4 protein-coding genes are annotated in these 4,301 nt (G+C 68.9%); 2 read left to right on the top strand and 2 right to left on the bottom strand.

Going from position 1 to position 4,301, the window contains the following annotated elements; translation table 11 throughout:
- Nucleotides 1–1,048, top strand: a 1,048-nt coding sequence (locus R6V09_RS47245; protein ID WP_317887628.1) for an AAA family ATPase, incomplete at its 5' end; no start/stop codon positions are given.
- 212 nt (nucleotides 1,049–1,260) lie between these two features.
- Nucleotides 1,261–2,682 (top strand): sugar porter family MFS transporter, encoded by a 1,422-nt coding sequence (locus R6V09_RS47240; protein WP_317887627.1) that lies wholly within the window; start codon nucleotides 1,261–1,263, stop codon nucleotides 2,680–2,682.
- Nucleotides 2,683–2,751: 69 nt separating this feature from the next.
- On the opposite strand, the gene R6V09_RS47235 is transcribed toward R6V09_RS47240, so the two are convergent.
- Together R6V09_RS47235 and R6V09_RS47230 are read right to left on the bottom strand one after the other, a co-directional pair.
- Nucleotides 2,752–3,111, bottom strand: a complete 360-nt coding sequence (locus R6V09_RS47235) for a hypothetical protein (RefSeq protein WP_442810268.1) — start codon at nucleotides 3,109–3,111, stop codon at nucleotides 2,752–2,754.
- A 52-nt stretch (nucleotides 3,112–3,163) separates the two neighbouring features.
- Nucleotides 3,164–4,135, bottom strand: coding sequence for an LLM class flavin-dependent oxidoreductase (locus tag R6V09_RS47230; protein WP_317887625.1), 972 nt, complete (start codon nucleotides 4,133–4,135; stop codon nucleotides 3,164–3,166).
- Nucleotides 4,136–4,301 lie beyond the last annotated feature (166 nt).

The raw sequence follows: 4,301 nt of genomic DNA, 5'->3' as shown, positions 1-4,301 counted from the left end.
TCACGAGGCGGCCGTGGCGGAGGCCGTTGCTTTCGGGGCGCGGCAGCTGCTCGTGCATGTCGAGGTGTCGCTCGGCCGTGCCGACGAGGAGCGCACCGCCGCCGATGCCGCTAAGGCGCGGCGCGAGCAGGAGTTGGCCGCCGCCCGCAACCAGGGGCGTGACCTCAAGGGCGAGCTCGACAAGCTGACCGACTCGGTGCACCGCGGTGAGGTGCTCGGTGCCGAGAAGCGCATGCGGATCGAGCAGCTGGAGAGCAAGGCGCTGGAGGAGCTGGGGGTGGAGCCGGCGGGGCTCGTCGAGGAGTACGGGCCGCATCAGCTCGTGCCGCCCTCGCTCGCCGCCGAGGGCGAGGTGCTGCCCGAGGATCCGGAGGACCCGCGCAACCAGCCCCGTACGTTCCACCGCGCGGAGCAGGAGAAGCGGCTCAAGTCCGCCGAACGGGCCTACCAGCAGCTGGGAAAGGTGAACCCCCTCGCGCTGGAGGAGTTCGCGGCGCTGGAGGAGCGGCACAAGTTCCTCAGCGAGCAGCTGGAGGACCTGAAGAAGACCCGCGCCGACCTGCTTCAAGTGGTGAAGGAGGTCGACGAGCGCGTCGAGCAGGTCTTCACCGAGGCGTACCGGGACACGGCCCTGCAGTTCGAGGGTGTCTTCAGCCGGCTGTTCCCGGGAGGCGAGGGGCGGTTGATCCTGACCGATCCCGACAACATGCTCACCACGGGTGTCGACGTCGAGGCCCGTCCGCCCGGCAAGAAGGTCAAGCGGCTCTCCCTGCTCTCCGGCGGGGAGCGGTCCCTGACCGCCGTAGCGCTGCTGGTGTCGATCTTCAAGGCGCGGCCCAGCCCGTTCTATGTGATGGACGAGGTCGAGGCGGCGCTCGACGACACCAACCTCCAGCGGCTGATCCGGATCATGCAGGAGCTGCAGGAGGCCTCGCAGCTGATCGTGATCACCCACCAGAAGCGCACGATGGAGGTCGCCGACGCGTTGTACGGCGTCTCCATGCAGGGCGACGGCGTCTCGAAGGTCATCTCCCAGCGCCTTCGCTAGACCCTCACCAAGCGTTCAAGTCTTGAACTCTGTGCGGTCACCTGCGGCGCTGAACTTCACAGAGGCCCCCTGTTGACTTCGAAACTTGAAGGCATAGTCTCTTCAGCGTTGCTTTTACCTTCAGGTGGTGGGCAGCGGGAAGCTGTGCGCCACTGGAAGGGTCGCCCCCCCCCGCACCCCGGCAGCGACGCCGGTGGCCTCAGGAGTTACACGTGACCAGCACTGCGCAGGCACCTCAGTCAGGAGCCGGGTCGGCTCATCCCGAACATCTCGGGCACGTCATCTTCATCGCGGCGGCGGCCGCGATGGGCGGCTTCCTCTTCGGCTACGACAGCTCCGTGATCAACGGCGCCGTCGAGGCGATCCGCAGTCGCTACGACATCGGCTCCGCGGCCCTCGCCCAGGTCATCGCGATCGCCCTGATCGGCTGTGCGATCGGTGCCGCGACCGCCGGCCGCATAGCCGACCGCATCGGCCGTATCCGCTGTATGCAGATCTCCGCGGTGATGTTCACGATCAGTGCCGTCGGTTCGGCGCTGCCCTTCGCGCTCTGGGACCTCGCCTTCTGGCGGATCATCGGCGGCTTCGCCATCGGCATGGCCTCCGTCATCGGCCCCGCCTACATCGCCGAGGTCTCCCCGCCCGCCTACCGCGGCCGGCTCGGCTCCTTCCAGCAGGCCGCGATCGTCATCGGCATCGCCATCTCGCAGCTGGTCAACTGGGGTCTGCTGAACGCCGCCGACGGCGACCAGCGCGGGCAGCTCATGGGCCTGGAGGCCTGGCAGGTCATGCTCGGCGTCATGGTGGTCCCGGCCGTCCTCTACGGCCTGCTCTCCTTCGCGATCCCCGAGTCCCCGCGCTTCCTGATCTCGGCGGGCAAGCTGGACCGCGCCCACGCGGTGCTGCGCGAGGTCGAGGGCGACGACATCGACCTGGACGCCCGCGTCGCCGAGATCGAGCACGCGATGAAGAGCGAGCACAAGTCGACCTTCAAGGACCTGCTCGGCGGTGGCGGCTTCTACTTCAAGCCGATCGTCTGGGTCGGCATCGGCCTCTCGGCCTTCCAGCAGCTCGTCGGCATCAACGTCGCGTTCTACTACTCCTCGACGCTGTGGCAGTCGGTCGGCGTCGACCCCACGGAGTCGTTCTTCTACTCCTTCACGACGTCGATCGTGAACATCATCGGCACCGTGATCGCCATGATCTTCGTGGACCGCATCGGCCGTAGGCCACTGGCCCTCATCGGCTCGGTCGGCATGGTCGTCGGTCTCGCGCTGGAGGCCTGGGCCTTCTCCTACGACCTCGTCGACGGCAAGCTGCCCTCCGCGCAGGGCTGGACCGCGCTGATCGCGGCCCACGTCTTCGTCCTCTTCTTCGCCCTGTCCTGGGGTGTCGTGGTCTGGGTCTTCCTCGGCGAGATGTTCCCGAACAAGATCCGCGCCGCCGCCCTCGGTGTCGCCGCCTCCGCGCAGTGGATCGCCAACTGGGCCATCACCGCGAGCTTCCCGTCGCTGGCCGACTGGAACCTCTCCGCGACCTATGTGATCTACACGGTCTTCGCCGCGCTCTCCATCCCGTTCGTCCTGAAGTTCGTGAAGGAGACGAAGGGCAAGAAGCTGGAGGACATGGGCTGACCTGGCCCTCCCCACAAGCTCGGGGAGACGGGCTCAATCCCCCGCCGCCCGTCTCCCCGAATCCCTCGGTCACCAAATGAGTACGCCGCCGCCGATCTCCCGGGCGCGCAGGGCGGCCGACTCGATGTTGTCCAGCCTGCTCCCGACGAGGTCGGACCGTTCCCCGACCGCCCTGGCGACGGCTTCGAGATGCGCCCGCAGCAGCGCGAGCTCGCGCAGGAACTCCGGTACGTCCGAGGCCTCGACGTACAGGTCGCTGGAGGCCAGCACGGGGAGATACGTGGCACCGAGCGAGCGCACGGCCGGCGAACCCCACACGGTCTCGCGCCAGTTCTCGAACCCGGCCGAGTCGTTGCACCCCTCCGGAACGTCGAGCACGTTCCACTGGCCGTCCGCGTCACGCAGGAACACATCCACTGCCAAGGTCATGACCGCAGTGGACCACCGGTGGACCGGCCGGTCCACCGGTTACGGGTAAGAGTCACTCCGCGAGCCTCGGCAGCACCTGTTCCGCGAACAGCCGCAGGCCGCGCCATCCCTCCTCCACCGGCATCCCGCCCGCCAGCGGATGCAGTACGAGATTGTCGAGGCCCAGCGCCACGCACTGGTCCGGCGTGAGGATGCGGTAGACGCCCTCCGCGCGCAGCTCGGCCACGGTGGTGGCCCCGGACTTCACCGCCGAGCGGATCTCCCCGGACTGCCAGGAGGCGTAGGTCCGCGCCTCGTGCAGGAAGTGCGCGCCGTACTCGGCCCAGGCCCGGTCCGGGTCCTCGGCGATGTGCAGCAGCGGGGTCTCGGCGCCCGGCATCATCGTCCAGCCCTCGGTGCCGTACTCGACCAGCCGCTCTTTGTAGTAGGCCTCCAGCTCGGGCAGGTGCGCGCTGGGGAAGAAGGGCAGGCCGAGCCGGGCGGCCCGACGCGCGGCGGCCTTGGAGGAGCCGCCGACCAGGAGCAGCGGGTGCGGGTCGGAGAACGGGCGAGGGGTGACCCGTACCGTACGGCCCCGGTACTCGAACTCCTCGCCGGACCACGCCTTCAGGACCGTCTCCAGCAACTCGTCCTGGAGCCTGCCCCGTTGCTTCCACTCCACGTCGAACTGGGCGTATTCCTCCGGGCGGTAGCCGATCCCGGCGACGGTCACCAGCCGGCCGCCGCTCAACAGGTCGAGTACGGCGATGTCTTCGGCCAGCCGGAGCGGGTCGTGCAGCGGGCCGATGACCGCGGAGACGGTCACCGCGATGTGCCGGGTCGCGCCGAACACCGCGCCCGCGAAGGCGAAGGGCGACGGCATCCAGTTGTTGGCGACGCCGTGGTGCTCCTCCGTCTGCACGGTGGTGATTCCGTGCTCGTCGGCGTACGCGGCCATCTCCAGGGCGGCCCGGTAGCGGGCGCCCAGCGAGGCGGGGGTGGCGCCGGGTTCGACGAGGTTGAAACGTACGACCGAGACAGGCATGGGAGGTCCCCCTTACGTGTGTGGTGGGGGACGGTAGCTGACGGCATGTCAGATGGCCATGGTCATGACTATGACCATCCGGGCCTCTCGGCGGGGACCGGGCCGGGCGGCGCCGACGCCCCGGCCGCGCCCGCGCTGGGCCCCGGCGAGACCCATGGCTGATACT

This window comes from Streptomyces sp. W16 (assembly GCF_033194735.1).
In the GTDB taxonomy this organism is placed as follows: Bacteria; Actinomycetota; Actinomycetes; order Streptomycetales; family Streptomycetaceae; genus Streptomyces.
The sequence above is the reverse complement of the archived record's forward strand: the minus strand, read 5'-3'. Positions and strand labels throughout refer to the sequence as shown.